Origin of the sequence: Anaerobacillus sp. CMMVII (genome assembly GCF_025377685.1) — a bacterium.
Lineage (GTDB): Bacteria > Bacillota > Bacilli > Bacillales > Anaerobacillaceae > Anaerobacillus.
The window spans coordinates 62,551-80,681 of the sequence record NZ_JACEHK010000008.1 but is presented as its reverse complement, the minus strand read 5'-3'; the positions used below and the strand labels follow the sequence as shown (position 1 = coordinate 80,681).

Annotated in this window: 19 protein-coding genes; 8 read left to right on the top strand and 11 right to left on the bottom strand. The window is 37.1% G+C overall.

The features are described from left to right. The first annotated feature begins 32 nt into the window (after window positions 1–32). Together H1D32_RS24965 and H1D32_RS24960 are read left to right on the top strand one after the other, a co-directional pair. On the top strand, window positions 33–458 hold the full coding sequence (locus tag H1D32_RS24965) for an EamA family transporter (RefSeq protein ID WP_314733397.1): 426 nt from the start codon (window positions 33–35) through the stop codon (window positions 456–458). Window positions 459–469: 11 nt separating this feature from the next. Next, a complete protein-coding gene (locus H1D32_RS24960; RefSeq protein WP_314733396.1) occupies window positions 470–1,000 on the top strand; it encodes an EamA family transporter in 531 nt (176 codons plus the stop codon). A gap of 39 nt (window positions 1,001–1,039) precedes the next feature. On the opposite strand, the gene H1D32_RS11035 is transcribed toward H1D32_RS24960, so the two are convergent. Beyond that, a complete protein-coding gene (locus tag H1D32_RS11035; RefSeq protein WP_261178357.1) occupies window positions 1,040–1,642 on the bottom strand; it encodes an LbetaH domain-containing protein in 603 nt (200 codons plus the stop codon). A gap of 110 nt (window positions 1,643–1,752) precedes the next feature. Here H1D32_RS11035 and H1D32_RS11030 point away from each other — a divergent pair, with 110 nt between their 5' ends. Beyond that, window positions 1,753–2,955: a DUF2515 domain-containing protein gene (locus H1D32_RS11030; protein ID WP_261178356.1), complete on the top strand. Its 1,203-nt coding sequence runs from the start codon at window positions 1,753–1,755 to the stop codon at window positions 2,953–2,955. A gap of 63 nt (window positions 2,956–3,018) precedes the next feature. After that, window positions 3,019–3,813: a pyrroline-5-carboxylate reductase gene (proC, locus tag H1D32_RS11025; protein ID WP_261178355.1), complete on the top strand. Its 795-nt coding sequence runs from the start codon at window positions 3,019–3,021 to the stop codon at window positions 3,811–3,813. Between the two features lie 115 nt (window positions 3,814–3,928). Here the strand turns inward: proC and H1D32_RS11020 are convergent, their stop codons facing one another. Then, window positions 3,929–4,846 carry a YncE family protein gene (locus tag H1D32_RS11020; RefSeq protein WP_261178354.1) on the bottom strand — a complete coding sequence of 306 codons (918 nt, stop codon included), beginning with the start codon at window positions 4,844–4,846 and terminating at the stop codon, window positions 3,929–3,931. Between the two features lie 143 nt (window positions 4,847–4,989). On the opposite strand from H1D32_RS11020, the gene H1D32_RS11015 reads away from it, so the two are divergent. Further along, window positions 4,990–6,582 carry an ABC-F family ATP-binding cassette domain-containing protein gene (locus H1D32_RS11015; RefSeq protein ID WP_261178353.1) on the top strand — a complete coding sequence of 531 codons (1,593 nt, stop codon included), beginning with the start codon at window positions 4,990–4,992 and terminating at the stop codon, window positions 6,580–6,582. Between the two features lie 51 nt (window positions 6,583–6,633). Here the strand turns inward: H1D32_RS11015 and H1D32_RS11010 are convergent, their stop codons facing one another. Further along, window positions 6,634–7,710, bottom strand: a complete 1,077-nt coding sequence (locus H1D32_RS11010; protein WP_261178352.1) for a M14 family zinc carboxypeptidase — start codon at window positions 7,708–7,710, stop codon at window positions 6,634–6,636. 491 nt (window positions 7,711–8,201) lie between these two features. Here H1D32_RS11010 and H1D32_RS11005 point away from each other — a divergent pair, with 491 nt between their 5' ends. Then, on the top strand, window positions 8,202–9,758 hold the full coding sequence (locus tag H1D32_RS11005; RefSeq protein WP_261178350.1) for an ABC-F family ATP-binding cassette domain-containing protein: 1,557 nt from the start codon (window positions 8,202–8,204) through the stop codon (window positions 9,756–9,758). Window positions 9,759–10,426: 668 nt separating this feature from the next. On the opposite strand, the gene H1D32_RS11000 is transcribed toward H1D32_RS11005, so the two are convergent. After that, window positions 10,427–10,741, bottom strand: a complete 315-nt coding sequence (locus tag H1D32_RS11000) for a hypothetical protein (protein ID WP_261178348.1) — start codon at window positions 10,739–10,741, stop codon at window positions 10,427–10,429. Window positions 10,742–10,876: 135 nt separating this feature from the next. Here H1D32_RS11000 and H1D32_RS10995 point away from each other — a divergent pair, with 135 nt between their 5' ends. After that, entirely contained in the window at window positions 10,877–11,065 is a 189-nt protein-coding gene (locus H1D32_RS10995; protein WP_261178347.1) for a hypothetical protein, read from the top strand. Between the two features lie 91 nt (window positions 11,066–11,156). Here H1D32_RS10995 and H1D32_RS10990 read toward each other — a convergent pair whose 3' ends face one another. The 6 genes from H1D32_RS10990 to H1D32_RS10965 form a co-directional block, all read right to left on the bottom strand. Further along, window positions 11,157–11,948 (bottom strand): S1C family serine protease, encoded by a 792-nt coding sequence (locus H1D32_RS10990; protein WP_261178346.1) that lies wholly within the window; start codon window positions 11,946–11,948, stop codon window positions 11,157–11,159. Between the two features lie 296 nt (window positions 11,949–12,244). Next, window positions 12,245–12,706, bottom strand: a complete 462-nt coding sequence (locus H1D32_RS10985; protein WP_261178344.1) for a spore coat protein — start codon at window positions 12,704–12,706, stop codon at window positions 12,245–12,247. Between the two features lie 129 nt (window positions 12,707–12,835). Then, window positions 12,836–13,165: a hypothetical protein gene (locus tag H1D32_RS10980; protein ID WP_261178342.1), complete on the bottom strand. Its 330-nt coding sequence runs from the start codon at window positions 13,163–13,165 to the stop codon at window positions 12,836–12,838. Between the two features lie 154 nt (window positions 13,166–13,319). Further along, window positions 13,320–15,788: a U32 family peptidase gene (locus H1D32_RS10975; protein ID WP_261178341.1), complete on the bottom strand. Its 2,469-nt coding sequence runs from the start codon at window positions 15,786–15,788 to the stop codon at window positions 13,320–13,322. A gap of 134 nt (window positions 15,789–15,922) precedes the next feature. Next, the gene (locus H1D32_RS10970) at window positions 15,923–16,795 is read right to left on the bottom strand and encodes an NAD-dependent epimerase/dehydratase family protein (RefSeq protein ID WP_261178340.1); all 873 of its coding nucleotides are present in this window, start codon (window positions 16,793–16,795) and stop codon (window positions 15,923–15,925) included. 121 nt (window positions 16,796–16,916) lie between these two features. Then, complete coding sequence (locus tag H1D32_RS10965; RefSeq protein WP_261178339.1) at window positions 16,917–17,129, bottom strand: tautomerase family protein; 213 nt, start codon at window positions 17,127–17,129, stop codon at window positions 16,917–16,919. Window positions 17,130–17,249: 120 nt separating this feature from the next. Between H1D32_RS10965 and H1D32_RS10960 the strand changes: the two genes are divergently transcribed. Beyond that, on the top strand, window positions 17,250–17,477 hold the full coding sequence (locus tag H1D32_RS10960; protein WP_396126172.1) for a DNA alkylation repair protein: 228 nt from the start codon (window positions 17,250–17,252) through the stop codon (window positions 17,475–17,477). A gap of 180 nt (window positions 17,478–17,657) precedes the next feature. On the opposite strand, the gene H1D32_RS10955 is transcribed toward H1D32_RS10960, so the two are convergent. Next, on the bottom strand, window positions 17,658–18,131 hold the full coding sequence (locus H1D32_RS10955) for a hypothetical protein (protein ID WP_261178338.1): 474 nt from the start codon (window positions 18,129–18,131) through the stop codon (window positions 17,658–17,660).

Sequence of the window (18,131 nt, the reverse complement as noted above, 5' to 3'; positions counted from 1 at the left end):
TCATTTACTATTTCACTTTCACTCGGTAAAATGTGTGTAGGAAACTTGAAGAAGCGAGGGCTTGCCGTGAAAAACAAATTAGATCAGCATGGAGTTGGAATGTTAGCCGCTTTAGTGCTTACGTTTTATGGGGAGTTCTGCCCCTTTATTGGAAATTAGTCAGTGAGGTTCCAGCTGATGTTCTCCTAGCGCACCGAATAATTTGGTCATTAGTATTTATGTTTGCCATTTTACTAGTTGTGAGAAAAGTACCAACCTTTATTCTTGAGTTAAAGGCAATCTTCGCAAATAAAAGGCAGTTGCTTTTTATTACGTTCGCATCATTTTTTATTAGTATCAATTGGTTTACCTATATCTGGGCTGTAAACAATGGGCACTTAGTGGAAGCCAGCCTCGGTTACTATATTAATCCTTTAGTTAGCGTCGTATTTGCAATGGTCTTTTTAAAGAAATATTAACGCGGGCTCAATTGATCTCTTTTGCCTTCGCTGCAGTCGGAGTGTTTATTCTAGCACTTTACACAGGCGGAGTACCGTTTATATCATTATTGCTAGCAGTTAGCTTTGCTTTTTATGGAGTCATTAAGAAAAAAGTAGAAATTGGAGCATTAACTGGGCTTGCAGTTGAAACCATGATTGTTACACCAATTGCACTGATTTACTTAACGTTTCTCTATTCTAGTGTTACTGACGCTCTTTATTTACACTCTTTGTCTACTTTCGGATTATTAGTAGGCGCTGGAGCTGCAACTGCGATACCGTTGCTTTTATTCGCCATCGGTGCAAGGCGTATTCCCCTAGCCACGATTGGCTTTTTACAATATCTAGCACCAACGATTACATTATTCATTGGTATATTCTTATTTAAGGAATCCTTTAGCGGCATTCACTTACTAGCATTTTCGTTTATTTGGGTTGCATTAGCCATTTACTCTCTCTCAAGAACAAAATTATTCAAACGCACACATCTAGTAAAGCTTGAAAAGCGACCGGCTAGTTAAAACACGGAAGGGAGTCCAATTGAGGGACTCCCGTTTTGATTACTTAAATAATTTTGTGTGCTTTTTATACGACTTGCCTAACCGAAAGTAATGATCAACAATTCTCCTATTTAAATCTTTATATTTCTCTGGAACTTCTGGTAGAACGTCGGCCTCACTTTGTTCACGCACAGTTTGTCCCGGTGCCACATATTTATGGTCGGCAATTATTACATCATTTGCAACTGTTGCCCCATGCATGATGACACAATTTCTACCAATAATCACATGGTTTAGCGAGACACTTTGGCCGATGTATGTGTTAAACCCTAGAAAAATGGGACCATGAACAACACTTTGATGCAAAACCGTATTGTAGCCTTCTAAATAAGCCCCCCACTTTTGACCTGCAAACTCTAAATATTCATTTGGCGATGCATGAATCACGACTGTATCCTGAATGTTTGAATATGGACCAAGGTAAAAAGCGTCCGAAGAATCTGCGCGGATTAGATTTTGAAACCCAATAAAAACATGTTCACTAATTCTTACATCCCCTACAATGATTGAACCCTTTCCAATCACAGCATCTGTACTAATAGTAGGTTCGCTAACAGATGTCGCCTCCGCAATTGGTGGATTAAAATGAAAAATCGGTTCCATTACTCCCCTCCATTTTCAATATCACCATATTCTATGTACGTTTTAAACAAATGCCCCTCTAAGAACATTCAAGATTAATTTTCATAATTTACAATATGGAGGGATTTCAAGTGAAAAATTTACTGACAAAAGCAATTCAGCTTCCAAAATACGGTCTAGACTTTTTATTTGATTCTTATGAATCTACCAAATACGAAAAAAATAGTCAGCAAACGTGGGATCGTTTAACTTTCAACGAAACCCTATTAGAAAACATTCAAAAAAAATTAGCGTTGACGCAACCTACACCTACCGCTTTAACTCAATTTGATCGAATGATTATAAGCGATATTAAGAATAAGACAAAGGTATTAAATCGAAACAATGTAACTAGAACAAAAGCTTACCTCAATTTCTATCAAAAGCATCCAGAAGTTCACTGGGCTTTCCTTGCCCACCTTGTCTCTAGGAATGGTGGCTGGAATATGACCGATTTAAAGGGAAGCATATTACCAAAAATAATCGCTACGGAGTCGAGCAATCACTTTTTTTCCTTCTTGGAACGGGCCAATGCTTTAATTTTCCATGATGTTTATCCGCAGCTATTGCTCTATGAAGCTAGCAAATTAAAAAACAAAAATTTATTTTACCTACTTCCAACCTTTCATGTTTCAAGGTTTATGCAACCGTTCTGGGCCTATTTTTTAGAAAAAAAAGATAGCCAGCTACTTACTGTTGCCTTAATCGTTAATGAACAAAACTATATTGAAAAGCGTATTATCCAACACCCCATCTATAAGGAAAAGGTACTTGATAATATTCTCTTTAAACTTCAAGAATGGCTCCAATTCACCTATGTCTTATTCCCCTTTACGATCAAAGGGAAGAAAAATCGCTTAGCAGGGGAAACTGTCTCAGACTTTTCGAATGTTCATCACCGAGTCGAGATTGGTAAAAAGCTTTATTGTCTATTATTTGGAATAAAAAATTTGCATGAGGATATCTTCTCGTTTGCAACATCTGTTCCCCATACTGGATCAAGAAATGATTATTGGCCAGAAATGTTTACGAACAAAAAAAGTCAACCATTACAATCAGCAAGTCTTTCATGCAAGCCAACCAAGCCCACTGTCTATAGCCCTAGTCTAGAGAAGGCATGGGCAGACGTTAGCCATTCTTATACAGATACTCACGATTGGTTTGAAGAAAGAACAGATTTCCGTCCCTATTTCAAGCCGCTTCATGTTCCTAGTTCCTTCGATCTATCTCGAAGATATTGTCGCGATTTAAACAAAATGATCGCTACAAGCTCTGCGATAGATATAGTCACGTAGGACCACTATCCTTTCATTCACTGCTCCATTTTGCTATTGTAGATGATGGAAGGACGTGGATCGATGCATATTTTAATGATTGGTGCTGGAAGAGTGGCAGAAGCGATTATTTCTGGATTAGCAGCACAAACCGATACAAAAGTAGTTATTACAGTTTCAAATAATGCTGATTCCGAGCGACGATTGAAACTAGCGGAAAAATATGGAGTTAACACAACTGATAATTGGCGCAATGCGGTAGGCCAAGCAGATGTCGTCATTTCAGCTGCTCCACCAAGTGTCCACGAAAGGTTATTTCAAGACCTTTCCCCTCTTTTAAGTGGACAACTTGTGATTACCGTTGCGGCTGGCATTGACACAACCTTCATGGAAGCTCAGCTCCCTAAAGGAACACCTGTGTGTTGGATCATGCCAAATACAGCTGCACAGCTTCAAGCCTCGATATCGACGTATGTGTGTGGAAAATTTGTAAACAGCCAACACCGTGAATTCATTTCGATGATTTTAGCAGCAATTGGTGAGTACGAAGAACTTTCAGAAGAACAAGTGCATGATTTAACTGCGATTACTGGAAGTGCTCCTGCCTTTGTCTATTTATTTTGCGAGGCACTAGAGCAGGCTGCAGTTCAGTATGGTGTTAGCAACGAGCAAGCTCGTAAGCTCGTAACAATGATGGTTGCTGGATCTGCTAAGATGCTAGAGGCTGGTTATTCTCCGAGTGAGTTAAGAAAGCAAGTGACAACACCCGGCGGTTCGACAGCTGCAGGTTTGAAGGTATTAGAAGATGGAAAATTCTCTGAACTCATAGGCGCAGCAGTTAAAGCGACAAATGCTCATGCCAGGGGGAGAAGTAATTAGATTTAATGAGGAGGATTAAGTTGATTTGAAAAGTAAAAAAGATCACCAAAGAGAAAAGCTTCTCTCTTAGTGATCTTTTTTATTCATTTATATTCTGGTTGGAGTTTACAAGCCATTACTTTTTCAAATAAGCAATTCCGTCTGGATGCACACCAACTTCAATGGTTCCTTCTTCTTTCAATGTCGTCATATTTATCACTGAAATATCATTTGTTTTATTATTTGCGACATACGCATATGCGCCCGTTTCGTTAAAGACCGTACCACCTGGCCATACACCTACACGAATGCGCTTCACTTCCCAAGGTCTTACCTTCCCTTTTAATTCATGTTCTGTTTCGATAATAGAAAGGTCCCCACTTTCTCGATTTGGTATTAACGCATATTTGCCGTCTGGTGAAAATACAATTCGGATCGGAACAGATCCAATTCTACGCTTATGCTCAACTTCTAGGGTTTCGACATTAATGACAAACAACGTATTGTCTTCTTGATTTGCCACGTATAAATATTTTCCATTCGGGTGTACAGCTGCCCCTTCTGGACCATGTCCCACTGGAAAATGATTAACGATCTCCTCTTTTTCTACGTCTACAACAGTCACATTATGACTACCGATGTTTGGAACGTAAACCGTTTTTCCATCTGGTGAAAACGAAATCATGTGTGAGAGCTTTTGATATGTAGGAAATACTTTTTCAATTTCATCTGTTTGAGTATTGATGATAAATATTTTTTCGCTGTATGTTGAGGCCATATATACTTTTTGCCCGTCAGGCGTTACTCCTAACCCATGCGGAAAATTAAAATCAGGATGTTCAAGACGTTTTTCGATTTCAAAACTTTCATTATTAATAATGTTTATTTTATTGCCAAGGGAGCACGTAACATACGTCTTTTTTCCGTCAGGTGTTACTACCACTTCATGGGGATTAAAATCAGTTTCAATTGTTTTTTCAACCTTATTCGTCGCTAAATTCACAAACGAAATCGTATCTTCATCTTTGTTTAAGACAATTAAATATTCACTCAAACTAAACACCACCTATATTATTTCGCAATTCTAAATATATCTCCACTATAGCAATGAAACGCGATTTTTGTAAACTTTTTTGTCCTCTGTCTATTTATCTGGTATAATTTTAAGGATATTGACTGATGGAGGAATAATAATACATGATTACTGTTTCAAATGTTAGCTTACGTTATGGAGATAGAAAATTATTCGAAGATGTAAATATTAAGTTTACACCTGGAAATTGCTACGGATTAATCGGTGCCAATGGTGCGGGTAAATCAACGTTTTTAAAAATTTTATCAGGTGAAATCGAATCACAAACAGGCGATGTTCATATGCGCCCTGGTGAGCGTCTTGCAGTATTAAAGCAGAACCACTATGAGTTCGAAGATGTCGATGTAATGACGGTAGTTATTATGGGACATGCTCGTCTTTACGAAGTCATGCAAGAAAAAGATGCCATTTATATGAAAGCGGACTTTACTGATGAAGACGGCATGAAGGCTGCTGAGCTTGAAGGCGAATTTGCTGAAATGAACGGTTGGGAAGCTGAATCTGAGGCTGCCATCCTTTTAAAAGGTCTTGGGATTGGTGAAGACTTACACAATAAAAAAATGGCTGATTTATCTGGTGGAGAAAAAGTAAAAGTGTTACTTGCCCAAGCACTTTTTGGTAAGCCTGATGTTCTTTTACTAGATGAGCCGACGAACCATTTGGACATTAAAGCGATTCAGTGGTTGGAAGAATTTCTAATCAACTTTGAAAATACGGTTATTGTTGTATCCCATGACCGTCACTTCTTAAACAAGGTTTGTACGCATATCGCGGACCTAGACTTCAGTAAAATTCAAATCTATGTTGGGAACTATGACTTCTGGTATGAATCAAGTCAGTTAGCGAGCAGAATGGCTTCGGATACGAACAAGAAAAAAGAAGAAAAAATTAAAGAACTTCAAAACTTTATTGCTCGCTTTAGTGCTAATGCATCAAAATCAAAGCAAGCAACGTCTCGTAAGAAATTACTAGACAAAATTTCTTTAGATGACATCCGTCCATCTTCACGTCGCTACCCATTTGTTGGTTTTACACCTGACCGTGAAATTGGGAATGACCTGCTTCGCGTCGACGGCTTAACGAAAACAATTGATGGCGAAAAAGTATTAGACAATGTTTCTTTTATCATGAACAAAGGCGACAAGATTGCCCTCGTTGGTCCAAATGAACTTGCGAAAACAACTCTATTCAAAATTCTCATGGGTGAAATGGAAGCTGATAGTGGTTCATTCAAATGGGGTGTAACGACTTCTCAAGCTTACTTCCCGAAAGATAACTCCAAATACTTCGAAGGCTGTGACCTAAATCTAGTTGATTGGTTACGTCAGTTCTCCCCTCAAGATGATAGCGAAAGCTTTTTACGTGGCTTCTTAGGAAGAATGCTTTTCTCTGGTGAAGAAGTACTGAAAAAAGCAAGTGTCCTATCAGGAGGAGAGAAAGTTCGTTGTATGCTTTCGAAAATGATGTTAAGTGGTGCGAACGTGTTAGTTTTAGATGAGCCAACGAACCATCTTGACTTAGAGTCAATTACAGCAGTTAATAACGGTTTAACAGCATTTAAAGGCTCAATGATCTTTTCTTCACATGACCATCAGTTCATCCAAACAATTGCTAACCGAATTATGGACTTTACGCCAAATGGTTTAGTTGATAAGCAAATGACCTATGATGAATATTTAGAAACTGTGAAAAAATAAGTACTTTTAAAAGGCTGTCTCTAATACAAGAGACAGCCTTTTCTTTACAAATTACTCATTACCTTCCTCATCTGCTTCTTCCCACGAATTTATATTTCTTTGAAATGGAAGCGTATCCCAAAAACTAGTGTCAGCTGTTGCAATCGACCCGTCAGAAATGGCTCTAACAGTAGATTCAAGTGTTAAAATTGACTGTTGAATGAGATATCCGTTACTTTTTTGCCCAAGGACAGATGATGAACTGGTGTGGTCAGACATCCCTCGCATTTCAAATAAAAGGGTCGCAACGCCATAACGTGTTGAAATTCCGTTTCTGCCGATATTTTCAGTATTACCTCCATTGTACTTGCCAAGGAGTCCCCAACCTTTTGCTTCAATTGCATGATAAACGACAGCACCTAACTTTTTAGACTTTTCTAAAACATCTGAACTTACCTTACTGTTGGTCGGATATAAAATTGACCCTGAAACATACTTACCATCGATTGCACTTTGAGTTCCTTGGTGATGCAAATCAATCAAGTAATCAATATCGTATTTATCTAGTACATTTTCATGTAATGCACGTGCTTCCGGTTGCATATCTTCAAATGCTTTATCATGCTCACGATTTAAGTCATAATTATATGCATTTGTACGAGTAAGGTGTCGACCACCATCTGCTATATATCTATCAGTGGAGAAGTTTACATCACCCATCGCACCATCTGGATTAAGCATTGGAATGATGAGAATATTGACATTGTCTAAGACACCTTTCATTTTGTTTGTCCCCAAATGCTTAAGAAACTCTAGAGCCCCTTCTGTTGCCAGTTGCTCATTTCCATGCTGCTGTGTTAAAAACGCAATCGTTGGATTATCTTCATTTGATATATATTTCGCAAGGTATAGATCTCTTCCTTTAACCGATTGACCAATCACCTCAAGCTCTAAAGCTTTTTGTTTAGCCTCTTGTTTTTTAAGAAAATCAACCATCTGATCATATGTAACGAGGATAGATGTTTGAATTGACTCATTTCCGTTGTAGTTCGGGCCGTTCCCAACAGCTCCAACTGGCAAACCCATAGCACCAAAAGCAATCAAACCTGTTAATGATAACGCTAAAACTTTTTTACTAATCTTTTTCATATAACTCCTCCTCAAAAATTAATTTATGGAATATTCAGAAGATTATCCACAATTAAATATTAAGGGAAACGAAACATAATGTTAATAGTGATTTTGTTCTATAAATTGAACTATTTTTCGGACAAAAGTTTACATTAATTTTCCATAAAAAAAGTGTTATGTTAAAGACGTTTACAAACAAAAAAAGACCTAAAAAAACATGCTTAACAGTGTTTCTTAGAATCTCTTCGAATGCTGCCTGAATACTGCTTTAATTTTATTGTCTATTTTTGTAAACTTTCTCTAAAGCTAAAGGATACCAATTACCTATATTCTCGATAGAAAACAACAAATTGCTTCTCTATCTTTTTCTTAGATACTTGCCTTTTTTCCCTATAAACACGTGAACTTACAAATTATCCTTTTGAAACTTAAGCCATTCTCGTTTATAATCTATAAAGTATGCGAAAAAATTTACTGGGGGCAATCCCCTACTATAAAGGGTGTAGATCATGAGTATTTTAACAGTGAAAGATTTAAGTCATGGCTTTGGTGATCGTGCTATTTTTAATGATGTCTCCTTCCGTCTTTTAAAAGGTGAACACATTGGATTAATCGGTGCAAACGGTGAAGGTAAATCAACCTTTATGAACATTATTACTGGGAAGTTGCAGCCTGACGAAGGTAAAGTTGAGTGGTCAAAGAACGTTCGTGTTGGTTACCTTGATCAGCACACGGTATTAGAGCGTGGCATGACAATGCGTGACGTCCTAAAAACTGCATTTAAGTATTTATTTGATCTCGAAGCACAAATGAATGAAATTTGCGACAAAATGGCTGAGGCGACTCCTGAGGAGTTAGAGAAACTATTAGATGATATGGGTACGATTCAAGACATGCTTACAAACAATGACTTCTATGTTATTGATGCAAAAATTGAAGAAATTGCCCGTGGTCTAGGTTTAGACGACATTGGTCTTGAAAAAGACGTTCAAGATCTTAGTGGTGGTCAAAGAACGAAGGTATTACTGGCGAAGTTACTTTTAGAAAAGCCCGATATTTTACTATTGGACGAGCCAACGAACTATTTAGATGAGCAGCATATTTCATGGTTGAAACGCTACCTATTAGATTATGAAAATGCATTTATTCTAATTTCACATGACATTCCATTTCTTAACAGCGTAATAAACCTAATTTATCATATGGAAAACCAAGAATTGAACCGTTATGTCGGAGATTATGACCACTTTATGAGTGTCTATGAAATGAAAAAATCACAGCTCGAGTCAGCTTACAAACGTCAACAACAAGAGATCTCTGAACTTAAAGATTTTGTTGCCCGTAACAAAGCTCGTGTTTCAACTAGAAACATGGCGATGTCACGCCAAAAGAAATTAGATAAAATGGATGTTATTGAATTATCCAAGGAAAAACCAAAACCAGAGTTCCGTTTCAAACCGGCACGAACAACTAGTAAACTTATCTTCGAAACAAAAGACCTAGTGATTGGTTATGATAGTCCACTATCTAAGCCTCTAAACCTTCGGATGGAACGAGGTCAAAAAATTGCGTTAGTAGGCGCTAATGGTATTGGTAAAACGACATTGCTACGTAGCATTATGGGAGAAATCAAACCACTAAGTGGTAGTGTAGAACTTGGTGAATACCAACATATTGGCTACTTTGAGCAGGAAGTAAAAACTAGCAACAACAATACTTGTATTGATGAGGTTTGGAATGAGTTCCCTTCCCTTACCCAGTACGAGGTGCGCTCCGCTCTAGCTAAATGCGGATTAACAACGAAGCATATTGAAAGTAAAATAGTTGTCCTTAGTGGTGGGGAAAAAGCCAAAGTTCGTCTCTGCAAACTAATCAATCGAGAAACAAATATCCTTGTTCTCGATGAACCAACAAACCATTTAGATGTAGATGCAAAAGCTGAATTAAAAGCAGCATTAAAAGACTACAAAGGTAGTATTTTGCTTATTAGTCACGAACCGGAATTTTACCAAGACGTAGTTAATGATATTTGGAACTGTGAATCTTGGACAACTAAGCTAGTCTAACAACAAAATGGTAATAAAACCCATACTTTTCAGCTTGGATTTTATTACCATTTTTTCACAAATTCTTCATACATTATTTGTAAAAACCGTGTTATACTAAAGTCAAGAAAGGAGAACAATATAAATAAGTTATCACCCTAGGTGACTCAATCATTCCACGCGTTGGTTTCCTTGAAACCGCTTACCTGTTTTAAAAAGATTTATCGTACGCTAAGTAAGTAATAAGCATCCAAAAGTTGCTTTAAAAAGTGCGCACGCTATGAGCAAGAAGAAACAAAGTTTCCTTGCAATTACCGAGAAACACTTTTAAGGAAACTTTACTGATCTAGTTAGCTAACCTAGTTTAACATGTAGAAGTGCAAAGTTAACAATTAAACCCTGGAAATTTAATTGTTCTGCTCTCACTCCTGTAGCACATCGATAAGCTAGAAACTAATTGAAAGGAAATAGTTAAAAGCTTGCGGAATGCTTCCATACTGAACAGCGAAAATGTAATACCCTAACAAAAGGAAACAACAACATCATATTGATTAAATTGCTTATTAGTCTAACAATTTAATAATAAATGGGTTGTGTTTTCTAAAATAATAATATGATGGATGGCATGGTTGAGTCGCCTAGCGTGATAACCCCCTTAAGTGAACACTTAAGGGGGTTACTTCTTTTTATCATTCATTTCGACCTCCAGCAATTGTCATTCCCCAGCACTGCTCTTTACTTTCATTCAGGAATTTTTGAACAGTTACTCTCCCTTTTGAAAAAGGTATTTCAAGATTTATTCCCTGATTAGCTAAATACAAATAGAGTTCTTCCTTTGATTTTTCTTCCAACCCCTCCATTGAAAAAAAATACGTAACGTACGTACTTCCTGCTTCCCTCCATAGTTGAATACTCACACTTCGACCATCTGATAAGGTTGTTACATTTTGATTAAGAACTTTACTCCCGTTTAAAGCAACTCTCAATGTATTTTTTTTCTTCATAAATACACCCCTATTTATAAGTCCCGCTAGTAATGAAATATGTTAATCGAACACTAAATAGCACATATAAATTGATAAAAATTTCATATGAAGGTGCATACTAATACAAAGTAAAACGATATGGGGGCATTAGGTATGAATCTTGAACAAGTAATGCAAATAGTTATCCTCACGCAAGATGCCAAAGAAGTTGGTTGGGATTTTACTATTGAAAATAACAAGCTCAAAGCAGTCGATACCAATTACAACTTTGATCCAATTGTTTTTGAGAGTGAGGATCAACTTTTAGAGTGGTTAGAAACACAATTTGATGTAAGTGGGTGAATTTCATCATTACCTTAATCGAGCTTAGTAGCGAAAATAATAAATTATGAACTTCATTAAAGGATATAAAGGTTAAAAAAACGGAAATTACTCAGCGAGAGTAATCTCCGTTTGGCATATGGCGTAAAACGATTTCAATCGGCACTGCTAATCCCACGGACTTTCCTCCGTATGCAGTTGTTCGTCGTTTGGCAAAAACCACAGCAACAACCTCACCCTCCATGTTGATAACAGGGCTACCGCTATTCCCGCGATAGATTGGCGCAGAAATAATGGTTAGATCCTCATTCTCTAATATCTCACCCTCATTAGCAATTTGAGTCCATGATAATGGATTTCCAATGACATAGATATTTTCGTTTTTCAAACCAGCGTTTTCACTTAGCGGTAGATAAGGAAGGTCTTTTCCTGATACACGTAAAAAGGCAATATCGATTTCCGGATAACTGCTAATTACCTCTCCCTCAAACAGTTCCCCTTGATGGAAACCGACCATAATCTTGTTCTGTCCTTCAATAACATGGTGATTGGTGACAATTAAGCCATCATCGGAGATTGAAAACCCCGTTCCCCTTGAACGTTCACCTTGAACAGTGACAACAGCCTGTTTATATTCTTTAACCTCCTCTAATTGCGAAAGTCGATAAGATGTCTGTAAAAAGCGAATCGCATCGATGCTAAACGTACTAAAAAATACACCTGCAATTTGAAAAACTAACATTGCGGCAACGACAATTGAGATGCCTTTTACCCATTTTTTACGGTTATCGTCTTTCTGCTTCTGTTCTTCTTCATCAATTTCTTCAAATAAAAAGTCTTCAGGCGAAGGCTCCCAATTAGGATCCTCTAATTCATCTAAATCATCATCTTTATGGTCCCTCATTTTCCCCTCCAGCGTTTCATTGTATAAAGGCTCTTTTCGTAAACTTTGTTGCTATTTTCAAACTTTATGAGTTACATCAGGTCACTTGCCTTACTTACCCGCATAAGTTAGAAAAGATGCCAGCCAAACTTGATGCAATGCCCTGTCTACATATTGAAAAACAACAACCTATGCCAAAACATCCTTTATAAAAATATTATAGCTTATTTTCTCAAGGAGAACATGTTTTCCAAGCCGAAGCTTTCACGCAAAAAAAGGCCGACCCAAAGTCAGCCTTGAAAAGACACCCGTTTTACTTAAAGGATATCTAGTCTAGCAATTAACGCTACCAATAATTGAAGCAAGATTTGAATGTTAACAGCAACTTGAGTATCAGTTGTTGTTACATCAACATCTTTAGAATTTTCAATGATTGTTTTTTGGTACGTTACTTGTTTAATCTTTGAAGATTGTAGCAACTCCTGAGTAATTTTTTCAGCTTTTGAGCTATCTGCAATCGAGATTGAGATGATGATCGCAATGACCGCCTGTAAAGAAGCTTGTAACGAAACAGCAGCTTTTGTATCTGTTGTACTTACTGTAACATCACAGGAATCTTTGATGATAATATACTCTTCTGATAATTGTAATGTTTTATTTACTTGATCCGCAGCTTGAGTCTCATCTTCTTGTTTCGGTGGACATAACGGGTGAGGTTTGCAATCTAATGCAGACCAATTTGATTTTTTTCCCTTTGAACGAAAAACTTCTTGGTTCATGAAGAATACCTCCTTTTATTTTTACATTATTACTATATGTTAGGTAGTTGTTCTACGAATGGACAAATATCCTAAGTTAAACGCACATTTATGTTAGCCCTAAAAAAATAAGACCTCAAAAATGAGGTCTTATTTCTTAGTTCTATTAAAAAATGTTTTCACTGCTTTTACATCGTTATTACTCGAAAACGAAGGAGTTTTCTTTACAACATTTTCTATAACTGGTTGCACGGTGTTTTCAGAAAAGTTATTTCCTGAAAAATCTTTTTCAGTTTTTGTATTATTTGCATTTTCTAAAAATTTCTCTACATCAGCTTTTATATTTTCTACAACTTCTGCAATTCTCTTTTTATCATTCTGATCAAGTCGAGGCTTTTGATTCTTGACCCCATGTTTTTGTAACACCTTATCAACTACTAACTCCATTAGTTTTTGGTGGTTCTCTCCGTTTTCCATCATATAGCAACTTCCCTTCTATTTAATAACGTACAAGTCAATATTAGCTTATGTAACCAAGACCAAATGGTGTTGGGCATCCGTTTAATTAAAGGTGTTTCCCCAGAATTTACATTCTTAGATCAAGAAAAAGAGAGCCAATTCGGCTCTCCCTAGTTTATTTAACCAACTGACCTCTTGTTACCCCTAATTGATTGGTTGCTTTCAAGCTTTTCCAAACACTAGTCCCAGTACGTTTCCCTTGAAGAGCTTCTCGGTATAAAGAAAGAACTTCTGTTACTTTTTTAGCGTCTTCCTCTAAGAATTCAACACGATAATGTCCTACGCCTAGATCTTGAAAATGAGAAAGATATTCTGCTCCCGATTGTTCAATTGCATTAAAGACTGTATTTCGACAACCAACATCTACTCGAACAGGATGCGAGAAGCCTACACGATCTTCTAAAGAAATTCGATGTTCTTCACAAGGTCTTCCACAATTTGTATAGTCAGTACCTTCACTTAAAAACGTACAATATACACAATGCTCTGTGTGGTACATCGGTAAGTGCTGATGAATTACAACTTCCATTTCATGCGCAGGTCCTTCCCCTAGCAAGTCAACCATTTGCTGAATGTTTAAATCGTAAGAAGGAGTAATTCTTTCTAACCCTCTTTCTAAGAACATTTCCGCAGCTTTATGGTTCGCAACATTAAGCGAGAAATCACCGATTAATGGTAAATCTATGTTCTGTTCAAGATAATATTGTACAGATCCAAGGTTCCTTACTAAAATTGCATCTGGTTCAGCCCGTAAGATTTGATTTAGAATTCCTTGTTCACCTGGCATATGCACCCTCGGTGTTGCTAGTGCAATCGGTTTACCATAGTGACGAGCCACTTTTACAGCTTGAGGATAATCTTTTGTAAATTCAAAATCAGCATAAATATAGTCTACATCTGTTTTACAAGATGCTTCAATTTGCTCTAACGAACGGCATAAAGAAATTAGTTGCGTTCCAACTTTGCCTTTTGCTACTCTTTTCTTTGCAACTGAGACATTTTCGTTCTTTGTGTATTTTCTTGGTTCTAGTCTTTTACTTATAAGCATTTCTACTGCATCACGTCGCATTTTATTCAATTCTTTCATAGGTACGATGACATCGCCACTAACCTGCAACTGAAGGTCAGCTAACTCATAGATGGTTCCACCAAGTCGACCAAATTGCTCTAATAAAAAGTCTTTAGTTAATGGACGTTTTTGAGCTTCTTCTAAGTTTATGCTCGATTGAACAGCTACAGAAATACCAGCTTCTTCATCGATCCATTGAGTAACTAAAGGTTGACCAGCTTTTCCTGTTGCTCTCACCTTGATAGGAAAGGCGCGAAATGCTAATTCTGTTTCAAATGTCTTCTGGAGGCGTCTTTCTAATTCTTGATCACTCGTCTTCCAAATTTTATCACCGACATGAACTTTCGTTAAATTGACATCATGACGTCCAGGGACAATTTCAATTACGCCTTCCTGTACTTCACCTTCAAGCTTACGACCTTGTTTACGAAGATCATATATACGTCCGCCTTCTTCTTTTAGATCCGGTCGTCCTGCATCAAAAACAATTCCATCTCCTCTTTTTAGCGGAGCTTGAATGTCACATACGACTGCATCTTTTAAAATCTTTTTAACAGTTCCTAATAAAACACCTCGGCTTTTTGGAAATGTTCCGTCCAATAACGTTTTATGATTTGTTCCTTTTAAAAATCCGTACGTAAAACCACGACTAAAGCTTTGCTCAAGCTCTCGTAAATCTTCTTTTGAAGGTGTATAGTCTCTTCCAGATATATATTCATCAACAGCTTTACGGTACTTACTTACTACGTTTGCTACATATTCAGGAGACTTCATGCGGCCTTCAATTTTTAGCGAAGATACTCCAGCCTCTATCAATTCAGGAACTAGCTCAATCGCTGCTAGATCCTTTGGTGATAATACGTAAGCAATGTTCCCCATTTCTTTTCTTTCACCATCAACAATTAAATCATAGGGAAGACGACATGCTTGTGCACATTCTCCACGGTTGGCAGAACGGCCACCCCACATTTCTGATGTTAGGCATTGTCCTGAGTAAGATACACAAAGTGCCCCGTGAACAAATACTTCGAGAGGTACCTTTGTTTTATCGGAAATTGTTTTGATTTGCTTTAGGTTGTTTTCCCGCCCTAAAACGACTACTTCAATATCAAACGGCTTTAAAAATTCAACTGCCTCTGTAGAAGTCACCGTCATTTGTGTAGAACCATGAATTGGAAAGTCAGGAGAAATTTCACGGATCATTTCAACTAATCCCATATCCTGAACAATTAAGGCATCAACACCTGCATCAATACAAGCATTAACTAAGATACGCGCCTCTTCTAATTCTTGTTCGAAAACTAATATATTAAAAGTCACGTAGCCTTTTACATTGTATTTATGCAAATAGGCCATGATTGTTGGTAATTCATCCATTTGAAAGTTTTTCGCACGTACACGCGCATTAAATTTATCGACGCCGAAAAAAATTGCATCTGCCCCGTTTGCTACTGCAGCACGAAGGCACTCCCAGTTACCTACTGGTGCTAACAATTCGACTGAATGTTTCGTCATTTGCTTCAACTCTTCCCTTCCGTAATCTCTATCAATCAACCTTACCTATTGTAAACTATTTATACTATTTTTGCATTGGAAAGTTAAGAAAAGAAAGAGCTGGCTTCCAAATATCCTGGAAAGCCAGCTCCTTCTTACGAGTAGTAGCTAATTAACTTTGGTAAAAATTCTCTAACTTCAGGAAAATGGTAGCCTAGTTCTTCAGCTTTTTCAACACTTAACGCAAATGCTGTAAATAATACGTAAGGAGTAGCGGCTTCTATATTTTTCGTAAGGACTGCTTTTTTGCCGATGATTTCTTCAATCATTTCAATAAATTCTTTAAAGGTAATCTCATCTTTAGCGCCGCCATTAATTGGTCCAGCAAAATCACTATTACCAAGCCAATGTAAAAATTGGCCGGCTTCGTCAGAGGTGATGAAATCTAACACATTATTCAGTTCAGGAATATACATTTCTTCTGCATTTTTCACTTTCTCGACGTAAAATTTTAATCGTTCAGAATAATCATCTTCGCCAACGACAAATGGTAGACGAACAGCAGCGACAGGGAAATTTGCTTTTTGAAAATACACTGCCTCTGCTTGTCGTTTTGCAAGTTGATAACCTAAAACTCCCTTATAATGCTCTCTCGTTTTAAGTTCCCCTATTTCAAAGTGATAAGGGTCGAATTGGTCTTCCGTTAAACCTTTTCCACCTTCATACACTGCTGCTGTCGAGGTAAAAACAAGACGGCCAACTTTATTAGCCAATACCTCACTAATATCTAATGCTTCTTGTGGAGAATAACAGCTCTGGTCATAGACAACGTCCCAGTTTTGTGTGGCCAATTGCTCTAAAGAACTACGGTCACCACGATCAATCGTAACTCTATTTACTTGTTCTCCAAATCCGTCATCCGTTCTCCCACGAGTTGCAATTGTGACGTCTACTCCAGCTGCTAGTAAGTTTTTAACTAGCTTTTTTCCAAAAAACATTGTTCCACCTAAAATTAGTGCTTTTTTCATCTCTTCAACAGCTTCCCTTCTATGATCCTCTATAAGTTCCAAATTAAAAAACATTTAGTAAATAGGTCATTTCCTTAAACTACTTTACTAATTTTCGAATGTTTTTGTCCAATTTTAAGGATCAATTGCCTTCTTTTCTTCTTTCTGTTACGGTTTGTCCGGCGATACCCCAATTATCTGTTTCAATTTCATCAATGATGACGATTGTTGTTGCTGGATTTTTCCCTAATACGTCTTGAAGCAGTTTTGTTGCCCCAAGAATGAGTTGTTTTTTTTCTTCAATGGTAATCCCCTTCCCATTTTCCCGCGTTACTTTAATGTTTACATATGGCATAGCATTTTCCTCCTCAATCATTTTCAACTCTAAAACGTCTACCGTACAAACATTCCACCGCATAATGTAAATATTGTTAGTTATACTAAATATAACAACTTATTGAAAGGAGTTACCATTATGACTGCTTATCGTTGTCCTTCTTGTAAAGCTAGAAGCAGGTTTAACATCATTGATCAAGTTGTTACTGCTGTGAAAATGGATGCGAACACTGGGAGTTACAATCCAATTGATAATCTTGAACCTTACCACTTACGATATACTGGCCCTGATAAAAGGGTACAATGTGCTAGCTGCGGACTCGTTGAAGATGAAAACCGTTTCATTAAAGCCGCATTGCTTCAATAATAAATTCTCTTTTAGAGGATAAAAATCCTATCTAATGTATCTTTTGTTACTACAAAATCGTATTAACTTTTATAAATTGTTCACCTTAAACAATAAATGAGCCTAGAGAATTGTCTCTAGGCTCATTTATTAATTGAATGTAAAAAGGTAGGGGAACTCACAAGTGTCTACCATCTAAAGTTATTTATTTGCCTGCAGATAGATGACACCATTACTTCGAGTTACTTGAAAATCCAAATCCTCTTTTACACTTAACTTCGATGCAACACCCTTAAAATTTTCCCCTAAAAAATAGATACCGTATCCGTTATTTTCTGGATACCCATAAAGATAACAAACTACCTTTCCATCTTTCAAAAAAACAATTTGGTTCATTCCTTCACTAACTGTTTCCGTAATTTTATCCCATTTATATCCTACAACATCATATATCTGATCCTTCGACGTATATGGGGCAAAGGAATACATAACATCCCACTCAAATGGTGTAACCTCTTGTAAATTTATATGTTTAATGTTTTCATCAATAGAAAGAACTTCTTTCTTTAACAAAGCCTCGTTTACTTCCCACAAGTCCTCCTTAAACAATCCGAAGATAAGGATCAAACTTACAATCACAATGCTAGTAATTATAGCCTTCCTACTAAATTTCAT